Source organism: Sphingopyxis panaciterrae (assembly GCF_011762125.1).
In the GTDB taxonomy this organism is placed as follows: domain Bacteria; phylum Pseudomonadota; class Alphaproteobacteria; order Sphingomonadales; family Sphingomonadaceae; genus Sphingopyxis; species Sphingopyxis panaciterrae.
The window spans coordinates 271,712-289,324 of sequence record NZ_JAASQN010000002.1 but is presented as its reverse complement, the minus strand read 5'-3'; the positions used below and the strand labels follow the sequence as shown (position 1 = coordinate 289,324).

General features: G+C 65.7%; 11 protein-coding genes. All 11 read left to right on the top strand.

Annotation, left to right across the window (positions count from 1 at the left end; all coding sequences use genetic code 11):
- The first annotated feature begins 6 nt into the window (after window positions 1–6).
- Window positions 7–1,188 carry an efflux RND transporter periplasmic adaptor subunit gene (locus tag FHR22_RS09005; protein ID WP_166941301.1) on the top strand — a complete coding sequence of 394 codons (1,182 nt, stop codon included), beginning with the start codon at window positions 7–9 and terminating at the stop codon, window positions 1,186–1,188.
- Window positions 1,185–4,376: a multidrug efflux RND transporter permease subunit gene (locus FHR22_RS09000; RefSeq protein ID WP_166941299.1), complete on the top strand. Its 3,192-nt coding sequence runs from the start codon at window positions 1,185–1,187 to the stop codon at window positions 4,374–4,376. Before FHR22_RS09005 ends, FHR22_RS09000 begins: the two co-directional genes overlap by 4 nt.
- Window positions 4,376–5,788 (top strand): efflux transporter outer membrane subunit, encoded by a 1,413-nt coding sequence (locus tag FHR22_RS08995; protein WP_166942577.1) that lies wholly within the window; start codon window positions 4,376–4,378, stop codon window positions 5,786–5,788. Before FHR22_RS09000 ends, FHR22_RS08995 begins: the two co-directional genes overlap by 1 nt.
- A 554-nt stretch (window positions 5,789–6,342) precedes the next feature.
- Entirely contained in the window at window positions 6,343–8,322 is a 1,980-nt protein-coding gene (locus FHR22_RS08990; RefSeq protein ID WP_166941297.1) for a serine hydrolase domain-containing protein, read from the top strand.
- The gene (locus FHR22_RS08985; protein WP_166941295.1) at window positions 8,322–9,332 is read left to right on the top strand and encodes a dipeptide epimerase; all 1,011 of its coding nucleotides are present in this window, start codon (window positions 8,322–8,324) and stop codon (window positions 9,330–9,332) included. Before FHR22_RS08990 ends, FHR22_RS08985 begins: the two co-directional genes overlap by 1 nt.
- Window positions 9,333–9,410: 78 nt before the next feature.
- Entirely contained in the window at window positions 9,411–10,562 is a 1,152-nt protein-coding gene (locus FHR22_RS08980) for a dipeptidase (protein WP_166941282.1), read from the top strand.
- On the top strand, window positions 10,559–12,748 hold the full coding sequence (locus FHR22_RS08975; RefSeq protein WP_166941280.1) for a TonB-dependent receptor: 2,190 nt from the start codon (window positions 10,559–10,561) through the stop codon (window positions 12,746–12,748). The genes FHR22_RS08980 and FHR22_RS08975 overlap by 4 nt, the downstream gene beginning before the upstream one ends.
- Before the next feature lie 20 nt (window positions 12,749–12,768).
- Window positions 12,769–13,809 (top strand): N-acetyltransferase DgcN family protein, encoded by a 1,041-nt coding sequence (locus tag FHR22_RS08970; RefSeq protein WP_166941277.1) that lies wholly within the window; start codon window positions 12,769–12,771, stop codon window positions 13,807–13,809.
- Window positions 13,806–14,945, top strand: coding sequence for a YkvI family membrane protein (locus FHR22_RS08965; RefSeq protein WP_166941275.1), 1,140 nt, complete (start codon window positions 13,806–13,808; stop codon window positions 14,943–14,945). Before FHR22_RS08970 ends, FHR22_RS08965 begins: the two co-directional genes overlap by 4 nt.
- Window positions 14,942–16,519 (top strand): serine hydrolase, encoded by a 1,578-nt coding sequence (locus FHR22_RS08960; RefSeq protein WP_166941273.1) that lies wholly within the window; start codon window positions 14,942–14,944, stop codon window positions 16,517–16,519. Before FHR22_RS08965 ends, FHR22_RS08960 begins: the two co-directional genes overlap by 4 nt.
- Window positions 16,516–17,613, top strand: a complete 1,098-nt coding sequence (locus FHR22_RS08955) for an amidohydrolase family protein (protein ID WP_166941271.1) — start codon at window positions 16,516–16,518, stop codon at window positions 17,611–17,613. The genes FHR22_RS08960 and FHR22_RS08955 overlap by 4 nt, the downstream gene beginning before the upstream one ends.

Here is a 17,613-nt window from a genome sequence, read left to right as displayed (position 1 = left end):
AAAACCATGCGCTCAGCTCTCCTCGTGCCCGTGCTGTTTCTTTCCCTGTCGATGTCGGCCTGCTCCGGCGGCGACGATCAAAAGGGCCCGCCGGCCCTGCCTGTAACCGTCGCGACTCCGCTCGTTCGCGAAATCACCGAATGGGACGATTATGTCGGCCGATTCGAAGCCGTCGACAGCGTCGAAGTGCGGCCGCGCGCATCGGGTTATCTGCAGCGCGCACACTTCACCGACGGCCAATATGTGCGCGCCGGGCAACTGTTGTTCACGATCGACGCGCGCCCGACGCAGGCGCTGCTCGACCAGTCGCGCGCCCAGCTTGTCCGCGCGCAGGCGACGCTGGCCAATGCCCGCACCGAACTGGCGCGATCGGAAACGCTGGCGGCTTCGCAGGCGGCGAGCAAGGAAGAGGTCGAACAGCGCCGCGCGGCGGTGCGCACGAGCGAGGCCGATGTCGCGGCCAATCGCGCCGCGATCCGCGCCGCCGAGCTCAACGTCGGTTTTACGCGCGTGACCGCGCCGATTTCGGGCCGCGTGTCTCAGCGGCTGGTCGACCCGGGCAATTCGGTCACCGCCGACCAGACGATATTGACGACGATCGTGTCGACCAATCCGTTGCATTTCACCTTCCAGGGTTCGGAAGCGAGCCTGCTGGAGTATGAACGCCGTGGCGACGCGATCGACGGTTCGCCGGTGCGCATCCGGTTGCAGGGCGAAGACGATTATCGCTTGAACGGCCGCATCGATTTCGTCGACAATGCGCTGAGCAACGGGTCGGGCACGATCACCGTGCGCGCGGTGGTCCAGAACCCCGACGGCAAGCTGCGCCCGGGCCTGTTCGGCCAGCTCCAGCTCGCCGCATCGGCGCCGCGGTCGGCGTTCCTGCTGCCTGATGCCGCGATCGTCACCGACGCCGCGCGCCGCATCGTCTATGTCATGGGTCCGAAGGATGTGGTGCAGGCGCGCCCGGTCCAGCTTGGCCCGGTAGTCGATGGCCTGCGCGTGATCCGTTCGGGGGTGACCGCGAAGGACCGCGTCATCGTCAACGGCATCCAGCGGGCGATGCCCGGCAAGCCCGCGAAGACCCAGCAGGGCAGGATTGCCCCCGACGGCAAGATCGTAACGCCGAAGGGCGCGGCCGCGGGTCAGGCGAAGAAGGCGCCGGCGAACAAGGAAGCGGCCAAGTGAATTTCAGCCGCTTCTTCGTCGACCGCCCGATTTTCGCGGCGGTCATTGCGATCTTCATCACGCTGATCGGCGCCTTTGCCTATCCGCAGCTTCCGCTCGCCCAATATCCGGAGATCGCCCCGCCGACGATCAGCATCAACGCCGCCTATCCCGGCGCTTCGCCCGATACGATCGCCGAAACCGTCGCATCGACGCTGGAGCAGGAGATCAACGGCGTCGAAAATATGCTGTACCTGCAGTCGTCGTCGACGCAGGGCGCGGCGCAGATTACCGTGACGTTCAAGCCGGGCACCGACCTTGATGCCGCGCAGGTGCTGGTGCAGAACCGCGTCGCGCTGGCCGAACCGCGGCTGCCCGCGGAGGTGCGCCAGATCGGCGTGCAGGTGAACAAGCAGGAATCGGGCTTCCTGATGATCGTCGCGCTGAAGTCGACCGATCCGGCGATCGATATCGACTATGTCGGCAACTATGCGAACTCGACGCTCCGCGACCGGCTTCTCCGGCTCGAAGGCGTCGGCGGGGTGCAGATCTTCGGCGGCGGCTTTTATTCGATGCGCGTGTGGATCGACCCCGACAAGGCGGCGGCGCGCAACATGACCGCGACCGAGATCGTCGCGGCGATGCAGAGCCAGAACGTCCAGGTCGCGGGCGGTTCGGTCGGTGCGCCGCCCTATGGCAAGGGCAATCCCGCGTTCGAACTGCCGGTCGAGGTTCCGGGGCGTCTGGTTACGCCCGAACAGTTTCAGAATATCGTCGTCAAGACCGATACCACGAACGGAGCGATCACGCGGCTGAAGGATGTCGCGCGGGTCGAACTCGGCGCGCAGGATTATGGCGTGCGCGGCGTGTTCAACGGGCGGCAGGGCGTCGGGATGGGGGTGATCCAGCAGCCCGGCGCCAACGCGCTGAACGCCGCCAACCTCGTGCTCAAAGAAGTCGAGGACGCGTCGAAGGATTTCCCGCCGGGACTCGAATATGAGATTCCGTTCAACCCGACCGAATATGTCCAGGCGTCGGTGACCGCGGTGCAGGAAACGCTGCTCGAAGCGATCGTGCTGGTCGTGCTGGTCGTGCTGGTGTTCCTCCAGACGTGGCGGGCCGCGATCATTCCGATCGTCGCGATTCCCGTTGCGCTGGTCGGGACCTTTGCGGTGCAGCTTGCGCTCGGCTTCTCGATCAACTCGCTATCGCTGTTCGCATTGGTGCTTGCGGTCGGCATCGTCGTCGATGACGCGATCGTCGTCGTCGAGGCGGTGGAGAAGCATATTCGCGAGGGGCTGACCCCGCGCGAGGCCGCGCATCGCACGATGGGCGAGGTGTCGGGGGCGCTGATCGCGATCGGGCTGGTGCTTGTCGCGGTGTTCGTGCCGACCGCCTTCGTTCCCGGCATTCCCGGCATCTTCTACCAGCAGTTCGCGGTGACGATCGCGGCGGCGACGGTGTTCTCGCTGCTGACCTCGCTGACGCTTTCGCCGGCGATGGCGGCGTTGTTCCTGAAGCCGCACGAAGAACATCATGCCGAGCCGAAGAACCCGGTCATGCGCTTCATTCGCCGCGCGGCGGACAAGTTCAACAGCGGCTTCGACAAATTGTCCGACCGCTATGGCCGCACGACGGCGTCGCTGATCCGCAAGACGGGCATGATGCTGGTTATCTACGCCGTGTTGCTCGCCTTGACCGGCTGGCGCCTGACTGCGACCCCGACGGGCTTTATTCCCGATCAGGACCAGGGCGTGCTGATCGGCGTGGTCCAGCTGCCGCCGGGCGCGTCGCTTGACCGCACGAGCGAAGTATTGGAGCGCGCGCAGAAGGCCGTGGCCAAGATGGACGGGATCGACAGCATCGCGACCTTCGCCGGGCTCGACGGGTCGAGCTTTTCGACCGCCTCGAACGCGGGCACGATGTTCATTCGCCTGAAGGATTGGGGCGTGCGCGGCAAGGACCTCAGCGCCACGGCGCTGTCGGGCCAGCTTTCGGGGCTGCTCGCCAACACGCTTCCCGAAGCGCAGGCGTTCGTGATCGCGCCGCCCGCGGTGCAGGGGCTCGGCAACGGCAACGGCTTCACGATGATGCTCCAGGCGCGCAGCGGCCAAAGCTATCGCGAGCTGGAACAGGCGACGATGGCGATGATGGGCGGGGCGCAGCAGGTGCCCGACGTGACGCAGGTCTTCTCGCTCTTCAACACCGGCAGCCCGCGCATCTTCGCCGAAGTCGACATCGACAAGGCACAGATATTGGGGGTCGACCCGAGCCAGGTCTATGCCGCGCTCGGCACCTATCTTGCCTCGAACTACGTCAATGACTTCAACTTCCTCGGCCGCACCTTCCGCGTGACGGCGCAGGCCGAACCGAGCGCGCGCAGCAAGATCGAGGATGTCGGCCGCCTGCAGGTGCGCTCGACGTCGGGCGAGATGGTGCCGCTCTCGTCGGTCGCGACCTTCCGCAACGACAGCGGGCCGACCCGCGTCGTGCGTTACAATCTGTTCCCCGCGGTCGAATTGCAGGGACAGGCGGCGCCGGGGGTGTCGTCGGGCGCGGCGCTGGAGGCGATGGAAGGGCTGGCCGCGAAGACGCTGCCAAGCGGTTTCGCCTATGAATGGACCGGCCTTGCCTATCAGGAGAAGGCGGCGGGGAGCAGCGCGGTGCTGATCTTCCTGCTTGCGGTGGTGTTCGTCTTCCTCGTGCTCGCGGCGCAATATGAATCGCTGCCGCTGCCGCTCGCGGTGATCCTGATCGTGCCGATGTGTATCCTCGCGGCAATGCTTGGGGTGAATCTGCGCGGGATGGACAATAATATCCTGACGCAGGTAGGCTTGGTCGTGCTCATCGCGCTGGCCGCGAAGAATGCGATCCTGATCGTCGAATTCGCGAAGCAGGCCGAGGAACAGGACGGGATGAGCCCGCTCGACGCCGCGGTCCACGCCGCGCGGTCGCGCCTGCGCCCGATCCTGATGACAAGCTTTGCCTTCATCTTCGGCGTCATCCCGCTGGCGATCGCGAGCGGACCGGGGCAGGAGATGCGGCAGGCACTGGGCACCGCGGTGACCTTCGGTATGCTGGGCGTCACCGTCTTCGGGCTGATCTTCACCCCGATCTTCTACGTCGTCTGCCGCAAGCTGGGCGACAAGGCGAAGCGGATGATGGGCCCGAAAGACAAGAACAAAGATACGCCGCTGGAGGCGCAATGATGACCCGTAACCTGCTTATCGGCACCGCGGCGCTGGCGCTTTCGGCCTGCACCGTCGGTCCCGCCTATGTCTCGCCGACCCCGGCGGCGCCGTCGCAGGCGCCGTTCCTGGAAACCGGCAAGTCGCCCGCCTTCACCGGCGATCAGCCGCCAGGCGAATGGTGGAGCCTGTTCGGTGATCCGACGCTCGACGGCCTCGTTCAGGAAGCGCTGACTGCCAACACCGACCTGCGCGTCGCTGCCGCCAATCTGGCGCAGGCGCGCGCGGTGCTGCGCGAATCGCGGGCGGGTCGCCTGCCGACCACCAGCGTCAGCGCCGGCGGCACCTATGCCCGGCAGCGCAATCCGCTGGGAGCGGGCACGGTCGAAGGCGAAAGCTATGATGTCGGGCTCGACGTCGGCTATCAGGTCGACCTGTTCGGCCGCGTCGGCAGCGCGATCCGCGCCAGCCGCGCCGATGCCGATGCGGTGCAGGCGGCGTTCGACCTGACGCGCATCACCGTCGCCGCCGAAACGACGCGCGCCTATGCCGATGTCTGCTCGTTCAACCGCCAGATCGCGGTGGCCGAGGATACGCTGCGCATTCAGGAGCGGACCTTCGACCTGACGCGCCGCCTGTTCGAGGGCGGCCGCGCAACACGGCTCGAGACGGGGCAGGCGGGCGCGCTGCTCGAACAGACGCGCGCGACGATCCCGACGCTGAATGCCCAGCGTTCGGCGGCGCTCTATCGCCTTGCGGTACTGACCGGAAAACCGCCCGCCGAGGCACCTGCCGCCGCGGTGCTCGCATGCCAAGCGCCGCCCGAGCTCAACCGGCCGATACCCGTCGGCGACGGCGCTTCGCTGCTCGCGCGGCGGCCCGACATCCGCCGCGCCGAACGCGAACTCGCGGCAGCATCGGCGCGCGTCAATGTCGCGACCGCCGACCTCTATCCGAGCATCAGCCTGGGCGGATCGATCGGCTCGACCGCCAGCTCGATCTCGGGGCTCGGCAAATCCGACGGTTTCCGCTTTTCGCTCGGCCCGCTGATTTCGTGGAACTTCCCCAATATGGAAGTCGCGCGGTCGCGGCTGAAGCAAGCGGAGGCGGGCGCCGACGGCGCGCTGGCGACCTTCGACGGCACCTGGCTGTCGGCGCTTGAGGAAACCGAAAGCGCGCTGGCCGCCTATGCCGGCGAACTCGATCGGCTGGCGGCGCTGCGCCGCGCCGCGGGTGAGGCGGGCGAGGCGGCACGGATCGCGCGGCTGCGGTATGAAGCGGGACGCGAGAATTTTCAGGTCGTACTCGACGCCGAACGCTCGCTCGCGCAGATTCAGGCGAGCATCGCCCAGTCCGAGCAGCAGCGCGCGACCTATCTGGTGTCGCTGTTCTTGGCGCTCGGCGGCGGCTGGCAGGATGCGGCGGTCTCCTGAGCGGGGTCCCGGATCATGTCCGGGTGATCAAGAAATGACGTTTGGAAGCGGCTGGTAGTTGCCGTTCCCATTATCGTCACCCCGGACCCTTCGACAGGCTCAGGACAGGCTTGATCCGGGGTCCCGCTTGATCTCCAAAACTGCTGGAGCCCCAAAAAGCGGGATCCCGGGTCAAGCCCGGGATGACGAGGGGAGAGTAGAAAGCGGCTGATTTCTGGTGTATATAGCGTGTACCCCGGCGAAGGCCGGGGTACAGAGCGTTGGAGAGCCAGCGCCGCGTGGTACCGCTCTGGACCCCGGCCTTCGCCGGGGTACACGGTGAGGGGCCGAACATCCGCTCCTCTCCCCCTTTCAGACAACCCCTTCTTTCGCCCCGAACACCCGCGCCCGATTTCGCGGTCAGGCGGCTGCGCGCCGTCGCCTGTCATCGATATTTCATTTCCCGTTTGACAATTTTCCAATCAGGATCATTATGTCCGCATCGGGCCAACTTATGTTCGCCCAGGGATAGGGGATGCGCGGCACATAACGCGCCACGAAAAAGGGGAAGACGAATGCGTTTCCTTCGCAAGCTGATGATTGGTTTGACGGCGCTGGTCGCGCTGCCGCTGGCGGCGCAGGGGCCGATACCGCCCGAGCCGGCGAAAAAGGCCGCGAGCACCGCGGTGCCGCCGGCGCCGAAGACGGCGCAGCCCGCGGCGCTCGACCCCGCCGATCTGGAGGCCTGGCTCGACGGCTATTTGCCTTATGCATTGGAACGCGGGAACATCCCCGGGGCGGTCGTCGTCGTCGTGCGCGGCGGCCAGGTCGTGCTCGAAAAGGGCTATGGCTTTGCCGATGTCGCGAAGCGGGCGCCGGTCCTGCCCGAAACGACGCTGTTCCGGCCGGGTTCGGTGTCGAAGCTGTTCACCTGGACCGCGGTGATGCAGCAGGTCGAGGCCGGGAAGCTCGACCTCGACAAAGACGTCAACGCCTATCTCGACTTCAAGATTCCGCCCTATCAGGGCAAGCCGATCACGCTGCGCAACATCATGACGCACACCGCGGGCTTTCAGGAGTCGGTGCGCTATCTGATTAGCAGCGACCCCAAGGCGGCGATGGCGCTGAAGAAGCAGATGCCGCTGGCACTGCCCGATCGCGTGTTCGCGCCGGGCACGACGCCCGCTTATTCGAACTATGCGACCGCACTCGCCGGCTATATCGTCGAACGCGTCAGCGGCGAGCCGTTCGACAATTATATCGAAAATCATATCTTCAAACCGCTCGGCATGACGCATGCGAGCTTTCGCCAGCCGCTGCCGGCGAACCTCGTGCCGTTCATGGCGAAGGGTTATCCCGACGTCACCGCGAAGGCGCAGCCGTTCGAGATCGTGATCCCGGCGCCCGCAGGCAGCCTGTCGGCGAGCGGGGCGGACATGGGCAAGTTCATGATCGCGCATCTCAATGACGGCGCCGGGCTGCTGAAGCCCGAGACCGCGAAGATGATGCATGATTTCAAGGCACCCGGCGTCGGTCCGCTCAACAGCATGGCGCTCGGTTTCTACGAACAGTGGGTCAACGGTCACCGCGCGATCGCGCATGGCGGCGATACCGTCTGGTTCCACAGCTATTTGTGGCTGTTCCCCGACGCCGATATCGGCGTCTTCGTATCGATGAACAGCGCCGGCAAGGAAGGCGCCGCGGGCGCGGTGCGCAGTGCGCTGTTCCACAAATTCGCCGATCGTTACCTGCCCGGTGAAGAAAAGCCGGGCCAGGTCGATGCCAAGACGGCGCGCCAGCATGCCGCGATGATGGCCGGCCATTATGTCAGCAGCCGCGGTTCGTTCACCAATTTCCTGAGCCTGCTTGGCCTGCTCGGGCAGACGAGCATCGTCGCGACAGAAGATGGCAAGATCGCCATTCCGGCGCTCGACGGCCTGAGCGCCGGCGCACGCGACTGGGTCGAGGTCGAGCCCTTCGTCTGGCGCGACACGGGGACGGGCGAGCGGCTGGCCGCCGAAGTGAAGGACGGGCGCGTCGTGCGCGTCAGCATCGATCCGATGTCGCCGTTCACCGTGCTCGAACCCGCACCCGCCGGAACCAACGCCGCGTGGCTGGTCCCGGCGCTGTTCGCGGCGCTTGGCATCGTGCTGCTCGCGGCGCTGGCTTGGCCGGTCCGGGCGCTGGTGCGGCGGAGCTTCGGCGCGACCTTCGCGCTGGAAGGCAAGGCGCGGCGCGCTTATCGCCTGTCGCGGCTCTTTGCGTGGCTCGCCCTTGCTGCGGTGGCCGGTTGGCTGGGGCTGATCTCGGCTTTCTCGGCCGATATCGGTTCGATCGGCGGTCCGCTCGATTGGCTGATCCAGCTGCTGCGCATTCTGACCCCGGTTGCCGCCTTTGGCTTGCTCGCCACGGCGGGCTGGCACCTGTGGCTCAGCATCAAGGACAAGCGGCGCTGGACGATGAAGCTCGGCGCGGTGCTTCTCATGCTCGCCGGACTGCTGCTGGTCTGGGTAACGCTGGCCTTCCACCTCTATGGCTTCGGGATGGTCTATTGATGGCGACGCAGCGCATCCGGGAATTGACGCTCGACCTGCGGGTCGAGCGCTTTCCCTATCACCAGCCGTTCCGCATTTCGGGGCATGTGTTCACCGAGACCGCGCTGCTTGTCGCCGAGATTTCGGACGGGATGCATGTCGGCCGCGGCGAGGGGGCAGGGGTCTATTATCTCGGCGATGACATCGATCATATGGTCGCCGAGGCGGAGCGCGTGCGGGCCGCGATCGAAGGCGGGGCGACGCGTGAGGCGCTCCAGCAGCTTCTGCCGCCGGGCGGCGCGCGCAACGCGCTCGACTGTGCCTTTTGGGATCTGGAGGCGAAGCAGGCGGGGCGTCCGGCGTGGGCGCTCGCCGGGCTCGATGCCCCGAAGCCGCTGCGTTCGACGATGACGCTCGGCGCCGACCGGCCCGAGGTGATGGCGAAGGCGGCGCTGGCATTCGATCCCGCGACGCCGGTCAAGGTCAAGCTGACCGGCGATGTCGAAGAGGATATCGCGCGCGTTGCCGCGATCCGTGCTGCGCGTCCCGATGCGTGGATCGGCGTCGATGCCAACCAGGGCTATACGATCGAGACGCTGCCCGAACTGTTGCCGGTGCTCGTCGCACACGGGGTGGCGGTGCTCGAACAGCCGCTGCGGCGGGGGCGCGAGGCCGATCTTGACGGGTTAGTGCGGCCGTTGCCGTTCGCCGCCGACGAGAGCGCGGTGACACTGGGCGACACCGCGGCGCTGGTCGGGCGGTTCGACGTCGTCAACATCAAGCTCGACAAGTGTGGCGGGCTGACCGAGGGTCTCGCCATCGCGCATGAGGCGCGGCGGTTGGGGCTCGAGGTGATGGTCGGCAATATGATGGGCAGCAGCCTGTCGATGGCGCCGTCCTATCTGGTCGGCCAGCTTTGCGACATCGTCGACCTCGATGGACCGATCTTTCTGGCGCGCGATCGCGAGCCGGGGGTCGTCTATCACGGCGGCATGATCGATTGCCCCGAAGCGATTTGGGGTGGCGCTTAATTTTTGTCCTAAATGGGTTGACATTTTTCTGATCAGGACAATAGTCGGCTCATACTAATTTCAAGGGTGGAGGGTGGAATGACGTCATCATTCCCGCTGACGCGTCGCGCGCTTGTCGCCGGCGCGGTGACGGCGGCTGTGTCGGTACCGATGATCAACCGGGGCGCTTATGCCTTTGCGGCGGCGCCGGGCCGGACCTATTCGCGCCGGGCGGTCGACTTGGTCGGCTCGTCGCTGGTCATCGACATGCTCGCGCCGCTCAAGATCACGATGTCGGCCGATTATATCGCGCATCGGCTGACCGACGCCGAAGCAGCCGAGTTCCGCGCGAGCGGTATCACCGGTTTTCACAACGCCTATGGCCTTGGCGGGCCGGACGCGAAGAGCCAGGCGCTCGAATATCTAGCCGGCTGGCAGGGGTTCGCCGGGCGCAACAGCCATGTCTTCACGCTGGTCGACGGCGTCGCCGATCTCGACCAGGCGAAGAAGGACGGCAAATGCGCGGTGATCATGGGCATCCAGAATGCCGAGCAGTTCGAGAGCGTCGAAGATGTCGCGCTGTTCCGCCGCCTTGGCCTGCGCTGCGCGCAGCTTACCTATAACAGCCAGAATATGATCGGATCGGGCAGCACCGAGCGCGTCGACGGCGGGGTCAGCGACTATGGCGCCGCGATCATCGCCGCGATGGAAAAGGAAGGCATGCTGGTCGACGTGTCGCATTGCGGCGACAAGACGACGCTCGACGCCATCGAAATCGCCAAGGGGCCGATCGCGATCACGCACAGCAACGCGCGTGCGCTGATCGACCATCCGCGGGTCAAGACCGACGCGGCGATCAAGGCGCTCGCAGCGAAGGGCGGGGTGATGGGGATCACCGGGGTGCGCATGTTCATCCGCACGACCGATCCGACCAATGTCGGGCACATGGTCGACCATATCGACCATGTCGCGAAGCTGGTCGGTATCGACCATGTCGGCATCGGGTCGGACGCCGACCTCAACGGCTATGACGATATGAAGCCGGAAGAATATGCGGCGCTGAAGGCCGGCTACAAGGGCAGCTATGCGTTTCGCGACAAGATCGACATCGACGGTTTCGATCATCCGAAGAAGGTCTTCGACCTGACCGAGGAGCTGATCCGGCGGGGCTATTCCGACGATAATATCCGGGCGGTGCTCGGCGGCAATTTCCGCCGGCTGCTTGCTCAAACCTGGGGGGTGAAGTCATGAGGAAACAGATCATATTGACGGCGGGCAGCCTGATCGCGCTGGCCGCGGCATTGCCGGCGCAGGCGCAGGAAGCGGCTTTGGCTGCGGCCGAAGCGGACGACGGCGTCATCGTCGTTACCGCGCAGAAGCGCGAGGAAGCGCTGCAGGATGTTCCGATCTCGATCACCGTCGTCAACGGCGATGCGCTGCGCGAGCAAGGCGCGGGGTCGCTGGTCGATTATGCGGGCTATGTTCCCGGAATGACGGTGATCAGCACGCAACCGGGCACCTCGATCATCTCGCTGCGCGGGATCGCGCCGGTGGGCTCGGCGCAGGCCGTGGGCATTTATCTCGACGATGCGCCGGTCGGGTCGAGCAGCCTTTATGCGCGCAGCGCGACCTATTCGCTCGACCTGATGCCCTATGACATCGCCGGGCTGGAAATCCTGCGCGGGCCGCAGGGAACATTGTACGGCGCCAGCTCGATCGGCGGGTTGCTGAAATACCGGACCGTCGCGCCGAGCACGACCGATTTCAGCGTCAAGGCCGGCGGCGAAGCCTTCACCATCGACCATGCGGGCAATCCGGGCTGGGCGGCGCAGGTCATGGTCAATGCGCCGATCATCCAGGACAAGCTGGGCGTGACCGGCAGCTTTTCGTGGCGCAAGACGCCGGGTTACGTCAGTTCGGTCAACAATCCGGCGCTGAAGGACGCCAATTCGGTCGAGCAGGTGGGCGGCCGGGTGAGCCTGCTCTGGAACGCGACCGAGGATTTCACGGTGCGCCTCGGCGGCATCTGGCAGACGATCGACGCGAACGCGACCAATGCGGTCATCTCGACCGTCGATGGCGTCCCGCTCGGCGATGGCTGGTCGTATAATGCCTTTTTGCCCGAGCCCTTCCACAAGAGCATAAACTATTATTCGGCGGTGCTCGACTATGATCTCGGCTTTGCGACGCTGACGTCGGTTTCGACCTATAGCAAGACGCGCACGGACAGCGTGCAGGATGCGACGTTGGTCTTCGGGATCGCGTTTGACGAGCTCACCGAGGGCGCCGTACCCGAAGGCCTCGCGCCGTTCAGCATCGGGCTCGATCTCAAGAAGTTCACCCAGGAAATCCGTCTCGCCTCGCCCAGCAACGATCGCTTCGAGTGGCTGATCGGCGCTTTCTATACGAAGGAAGACAGCGAGAATCATCAGCTGGTGCGGACCTTCGACTTTTCGGGCGAGCCCAATGCGCTCGACCCGGGCGCCATCATATCACTGCCCTCGACGTTCAAGGAAGCGGCGGTATTCGCCAATGCGACGGCCTATTTCGGTGACATGTTCGCCCTGTCCGGCGGCGTTCGCTACGCGAAGAACAAACAGGATTTCCAGCAGATCAGCAGCGGCCCGTTCATCGGCCCGGCCAATTTCACCGGCAAGTCCCAAGAGAATGTGTTCATTTACAGCATCAGCCCGCAGTTCCACATCAGCGAAGATGCGATGCTCTACGCCCGCGTCGCCAATGGCTATCGTCCCGGCGGCCCGAACGTCGTGTTCCCCGGGGTGCCGCCGCAGGTGAGAGCCGATACGCTGGTCAATTACGAGGTCGGCTTCAAGGGCAATTTGGGCCGCCAACTCGCGGTCGAAGTGGCCGGTTTCTATATGGACTGGAAGGACATCCAGGTCGTCCAGCCGTTCGGCGGCGTGACGGGGCAGGCCAATGGTCCGTCTGCCGTCAGCAAGGGCGTCGAGGGTACCGTGACCTGGCGGCCGGCCCGCGGGTTGTCGCTGGTCGCGAGCGCGGCCTATGCCGATGCGAAGCTGACCGCCGATGCCCCCGAAATTTCGGGCGTCGACGGCGCGCGCCTGCCCAGCGTGCCGAAATTCACCGGGTCGGTGCAAGCCGATTACAGCTTTGCGATCGGCGGCAATGCGACCGGCCGGGTCGGTGTCGGCGTGCGGCATTCGTCGAAGCTCGCTTCCTTGCCCTCGAGCAGCCCCGACAATCTGTGGTCGGATGCCTATACGGCTCTGGACGCCAATGCGGCGGTCACCTTCGACGACCATTGGACGTTGCGCATATACGCCCGCAACCTGGCCAACGAGCGCGCATCGACGCAGCGCTCCTATGTGCTTAATGCATTCGGGGCCCAAGCCTATCAGTCGAGCATTCCGCTGCAACCGCGGACGATCGGCGTCGCGGTCGACATGGCCTTCTGAGCGAATTGGAGTTGGAAAAGATGAATGCGCCGACGGGCAGGCTCACCGACAATTTCGTGCTGCCGCAGCCCTATCTGCTCTTCCTTGGTGACACGACCGAGGCGGGCTATGCCAAGACCGCTTTCGGTCTGGCGGATTGGGCACCCGATCGCTGCATCGGTGAACTGGCGATCGGCGGCTGCACGGTGACTGCCGGCCTGACGCGCCTCTCACCCGCCGAAGCGCGGACGGCGGGTGCGCGGTCGCTGGTGATCGGGGTGGCGAACCAGGGCGGAGTGATCGGCGAAAGCTGGATCGCCGCGCTGGTCGAAGCGATGGAGGCGGGGCTCGATATCGTCAGCGGGCTGCACGTCCGGCTGGCGAGCGTTCCTGCGCTGGCCGAGGCGGCGCGGCGGACGGGACAGCGGCTGATCGACATCCGCACCCCGCCAGCCGGGATTCCGGTCGGTAACGGGCGCAAGCGGAGCGGCAAGCGCCTGCTGACCGTCGGCACCGACTGTGCGCTCGGCAAGAAATATACCGCGCTGGCGCTGCATCGCGCGCTGGTGGCGCGCGGCATCGACGCCGATTTTCGCGCGACGGGCCAGACGGGGATCATGATCGCCGGCGGGGGTATGCCGATGGACGCCGTGATCGCCGATTTCGAGGCGGGTGCGGCCGAAATGCTGAGCCCCGACGCCCCCGCAGGCCATTGGGATGTGATCGAGGGGCAGGGGTCGCTGTTCAACCCCGCTTATGCGCCGGTATCGCTCGGCCTGCTGCACGGCAGCCAGCCCGATATGTTCATCGTCTGTCACGATCCGACGCGCAAGACGATCCTCGGCATGGAAAGCTTTGCCCTGCCGTCGGTGGAGGATGTCATCGACATGACGATCCGCCTGGGCAGCCGCACCAATCCCGCGATCCGTTGCGGCGGGGTGAGCTTAAACACGTCAAGCTTCGACGCCGAAGGGGCCGAAGCATTGATGGCGGCCGAACGCGACCGGCTCGGTTTGCCGGTCGCCGATCCGATCCGCGGCGGCGCGTCGTTCGACGCGCTCGTCGACAATTGTCTCGCATGAGTGTGGGCGATCCGGCAGCGGGAGGAAGCTGGTTCCAGCGCTTCCTGCTGCCGGGTTTCGCGCTGAAGGCGGTGATCATTGGCGGCGGCTATGCCACCGGGCGCGAACTGGCCGAATATTTCGTGCCGTCGGGGCCATGGGGCGGACTGGCCGCGATGCTGCTTGCGACGCTGGTGTGGAGCGTCGTCGCGGCGTTGACCTTTGCGCTGGCGCGGGCGCTGGGCGCCTATGATTATCGCAGCTTTTTCAAGGGGCTGCTCGGTCCGGCCTGGGTCGCGTTCGAGGCGGCGTACATCATCTTCGTCATTCTGATCCTCGCGGTGTTCGGCGCCGCGGCGGGGGCGATCGGGGCGGCAACCTTTGGCTGGCCCGAATGGCTGGGATCGCTGCTGCTCGCGGTATCGATCGTCGCGGTGGTCGCGTGGGGCACCGGCGCCGTCGAGCAGATGTTCAAATATATCTCGATCCTGCTCTATGCCGTCTATGGCCTGTTCCTCGTCCTTGCGCTCGCCAGCTTCGGCGGGCTGATCGGGCAGGGGTTCGCACAGGCACCGCCGCCAGCGGGCAACTGGATGGCGGGCGGGCTCACCTATGCGAGCTATAATATCGTCGGCGCGGTGGTGATCCTGCCGGTTTTGCGCCATTTGACCAGCCAGCGCGATGCGCTGGTCGCGGGGCTGATTGCGGGGCCGTTGTCGATGCTGCCGGCGATCCTGTTTTTCGTCGCGATGATGGCCTTTTATCCCGCGATCGGCGCCGAGACCTTGCCGTCCGATTTCCTGCTGCGCCAGATGACGGTGCCGGGGTTTCATGTGCTGTTCCAGGTGATGATTTTCGCCGCGCTGCTCGAAAGCGGGGCGGGGTCGGTGCATGCGATCAACGAGCGGATTTCGGGGGCGGTCGAGAGCCGCGGGCGTCCGGCACTCACTCCGGGGATGCGCGCCGCGATCGGTGCGGTCATCCTGGCCGGGTGCATGTTCGTCGCGGGGCGCATCGGCCTCGTCGACCTGATCGCCAGCGGCTATCGCTTCCTCGCCTGGCTGTTCCTGATCGTCTTTGTCGCGCCGCTTTTGACCGTAGGCGTCTACCGCCTGCTGCGCCGTGCCCCGCTTCCTTCATCGGAGATTCTGCCATGAAAGCCCGTCGCCTGATTGCCCTGCCGTTGTTGCTCGGTGCCGCCGTTCCGGCGTGGGCCGAGCCGCCGAAGGACCTTGCCGAAAAGGTCGAGGCGCTGCGACAGGAAATCGGCGCGCCGGGCGTGTCGATCGCGATCGTCGAACAGGGCAAGACGACGCTGTCGCGCGGCTGGGGCGTACGCAAGATCGGCGAGCGCGCGCCGGTCGATGCGCAAACGATCTTTCAGACCGGATCGACCGGCAAGGCGATGACCGCGGCGGCGCTCGCGATCCTTGTCGACGAAGGCAAGATCGGCTGGGACGACAAGGTCATCGAGCATATGCCATGGTTCCGCATGTACGACCCGTGGGTGACGCGCGAGATCACGATCCGCGACCTGCTTGTCCATCGCAGCGGGCTGGGGCTCGGGCAGGGCGACTTGATGTTCGTGCCGCGCACCCATTTGACGCGCAAGCAGACGGTCGAGCGTGTCGCCTTCCTCAAGCCCGCGACGAGTTTCCGTTCGGCCTACGCTTATGACAATATCCTTTACGCGGTCGCCGGGCAGCTGATCGAGGAAGTCACCGGTCAGACGTGGGAAGCCTTCATGCGCGAGCGCGTGTTGCGTCCCGGCGGCATGAAGAATGCGACGAGCGACAGCGAAGACCGGTTCCGCATAGCGAACCGGTCATGGCCGCATGCGCGATTGTCGGGGCCGCTGCGCGGATTGGGCGACCAGCAGGCGCTGAACGAGCGCGACGAGCTGGGCCGCAACGGCGCCCCGGCGGGCGGACTCGCGCTTAGCGCCGACGATATGGCGGCGTGGCTGAAGATCCAGCTTGCGCATGGCGCGCTGCCCGGCGGCAAGCATCTGTTCAGCGAAGCGCAGGCGGCCGAGATGTGGAAGCCGGTGACGATGATGCCGATCTCGCCGTTGCCCGACGCGCTCAAGCCCGCCGAACCGACGATGCAATCTTACGCGCTCGGCTGGCAGGTGCAGGATTATCGCGGCCACCAGATCATCTCGCACGGCGGCGGCGTCTTCGGATCGATCACGCGCGTCGTGATGATCCCGGACAAGAACGTCGGTTTCGCGATCATGATGAACAGCGAAGAAAGCGGCATGCTGCTCGGGCTGACGTACAAGCTGCTCGACCATTATCTCGGGTCACCCGACTATGGCTGGACCACGAAGTGGCAGGATTGGTATAAGGAGCGGCTGGAAGGCGGACGGCAATATCTGGCGCAGACGCAGGCCGCACCGGCCAAGGTCGGGCCGTCGCTCGACCCCGCGCGCTATGCCGGGCGTTACCGCGATCGCTGGTATGGCGATATCGTCGTCGCCGCGACGCCGCAGGGGCTGACGATCGACTTCACCTCGACCCCGCGGATGGCAGGGCGGCTCAAGCATTGGCAATATGACAGCTTCGTCACCGATTTCGACGATCCGGCCATCGAGCCTGCCTATGTGACCTTCGCGCTCGATGCCGAGGGCAAGGTGACCGGCGTGACGATGAAGGCGGTGAGCAAGATTGCCGACTTCAGCTGGGACTATCACGACCTTGACCTGAAGCCCGTCGAGGACAAGAAGTGAGGCGCGTCGCCGCCCTGCTGGCGGCGGCCGTGCTGGCGCTCGGCGCTGCTCCGGTGCTGGCGCAGGAGGCGGCGCGCGCCGATCCGGCGCCGCGGGCCGACCATCATATGCATATCCAGAGCAAGCTGATCACCGACCAGCTGCGCGCGATGCAGGCCGCCGAACCCGATATTTTCGACGGGATTGCCGCCGATCTGTTCGCCGAACGCACGGGCGCCGACGCGCTGCGCGAACTTGATCGGGCGGGTATCGATAAGGGGGTGCTGCTATCCACCGGCTATATGTTCGGCTTTTCCGCCGTGCCGATGGAGCCGGCGGTGCGGGCGGAGCGCATGCGCGCCGAAAACCGCTTCAACGTCGATGCGGCGCTGGCGTCGAAGGGGCGCCTCTTCGCTTTCGTGGGGATCAATCCGTTCGCCCCCAATGCGCTGGACGAGCTTGATTATTGGTCGCGGCAGCCCGGCGCATCGGGGGTCAAGTTGCACCTTGGCAACAGCGGTTTCGATACGGCGAACGCCGAACAGGTCGAAGCGCTCGGCCATTTCTTCGCCGCGGCAAACAAGGCGCGGATGCCGCTGGTCGTCCACTTGCGCGGCGCGGCGCCGTTCTACGCGGCGGGCGTAAACATCTTCATCGACCGCGTCGTTGCGCAGGCGGGCGACCTGCCGATCCAGATCGCGCATGGCGGCGGCTATGCCGGGATCGACCAGCCCACGCTCGACGCGCTGGCAGTCTATGGCGATGCGATTGCCCGCAAGGCGCCGGGGACGGCCCGCCTTGTCCTCGACATTTCGGCGGTGATGCAATTCGATCCGGCGAAGCTTCCCGGAGCCGGGAAATCGACCGAAACGCGTACGCATGACGAGATGCGCGCCGCCTATGTCGCCGGCATGCGCAAGACCGGGCTCGATCGCTTCGTCCTTGCCAGCGACTGGCCCGCGCTGGCGTCGCCGGCCGAATATTTCGCGCGCGAGCAGACGGTGCTGCCGGTGACGCCGGCCGAATGGACGCAGCTTTGCGGCAATCTGGCGCCTTATCTGCGGCCCGAGTGGATACGGACACGGGAGGCGCGCCGCCGCACGTTGAGCCGGTAA

Excerpts from the sequence above, each read along its gene's own strand:
- FHR22_RS09005 (WP_166941301.1), top strand. The coding sequence starts at position 7 with ATGCGCTCAGCTCTCCTCGTGCCCGTGCTGTTTCTTTCCCTGTCGATG.
- FHR22_RS08995 (WP_166942577.1), top strand. The coding sequence starts at position 4,376 with ATGACCCGTAACCTGCTTATCGGCACCGCGGCGCTGGCGCTTTCGGCC.
- FHR22_RS08990 (WP_166941297.1), top strand. The coding sequence starts at position 6,343 with ATGCGTTTCCTTCGCAAGCTGATGATTGGTTTGACGGCGCTGGTCGCG.
- FHR22_RS08985 (WP_166941295.1), top strand. The coding sequence starts at position 8,322 with ATGGCGACGCAGCGCATCCGGGAATTGACGCTCGACCTGCGGGTCGAG.
- FHR22_RS08980 (WP_166941282.1), top strand. The coding sequence starts at position 9,411 with ATGACGTCATCATTCCCGCTGACGCGTCGCGCGCTTGTCGCCGGCGCG.
- FHR22_RS08975 (WP_166941280.1), top strand. The coding sequence starts at position 10,559 with ATGAGGAAACAGATCATATTGACGGCGGGCAGCCTGATCGCGCTGGCC.
- FHR22_RS08970 (WP_166941277.1), top strand. The coding sequence starts at position 12,769 with ATGAATGCGCCGACGGGCAGGCTCACCGACAATTTCGTGCTGCCGCAG.
- FHR22_RS08965 (WP_166941275.1), top strand. The coding sequence starts at position 13,806 with ATGAGTGTGGGCGATCCGGCAGCGGGAGGAAGCTGGTTCCAGCGCTTC.
- FHR22_RS08960 (WP_166941273.1), top strand. The coding sequence starts at position 14,942 with ATGAAAGCCCGTCGCCTGATTGCCCTGCCGTTGTTGCTCGGTGCCGCC.